1 pseudogene is annotated in these 532 nt (G+C 44.9%); it reads right to left on the reverse strand.

The features are described 5' to 3' along the window. Positions 1–520 (reverse strand): annotated as a pseudogene (kgd, locus tag FK268_RS26190) (multifunctional oxoglutarate decarboxylase/oxoglutarate dehydrogenase thiamine pyrophosphate-binding subunit/dihydrolipoyllysine-residue succinyltransferase subunit); the annotation flags it as partial. Between the last annotated feature and the right edge of the window lie 12 nt (positions 521–532).

Consider the following 532-nt stretch of genomic DNA (forward strand, 5'->3'; position numbering starts at 1 on the left):
CTAGCGGAAAAATTGCATCAAGAAGTGCTTTCTCCTGCGCTGCATGAACATGACTATAACCTACAGCAGGTGCCGCTGCTGCTGGACGAGTTACAAATCGTAAGGCATGTTTATCCCCTAACATCTCAGTGAGATAAGGATAAACAAATGTTGCATAACCCTGATTTCTTGGTTCATCCTGCAAGAAGATGACCTCTTTTGCATTTGGATATTTCGCCAACTCCGCAGCTAAAGCAGCGGTTGGGAATGGATAGATCTCTTCCAGACGGATAATCGCAGTCTTGTCATCATTAGCCGCTTCTCTACGATCTCTTGCATCGTAATAGATCTTACCAACACTGATCACAATGCGTTCAACCTTCGTTGCATCGATCGCATCAATCTCAGAAAGGACTGAACGGAATGTACCGGTCGCAAGCTCTTCTAAAGTACTTACCGCTTGACGGTGACGTAGTAAGCTCTTCGGTGACATCACGATTAATGGTTTGCGATAATCTTGATGCATCTGACGACGGAACATATGGAAAGCTTG

Origin of the sequence: Tsukamurella sputi (assembly GCF_007858445.1) — a bacterium.
Taxonomy (GTDB): Bacteria; Actinomycetota; Actinomycetes; order Mycobacteriales; family Mycobacteriaceae; genus Tsukamurella; species Tsukamurella sputi.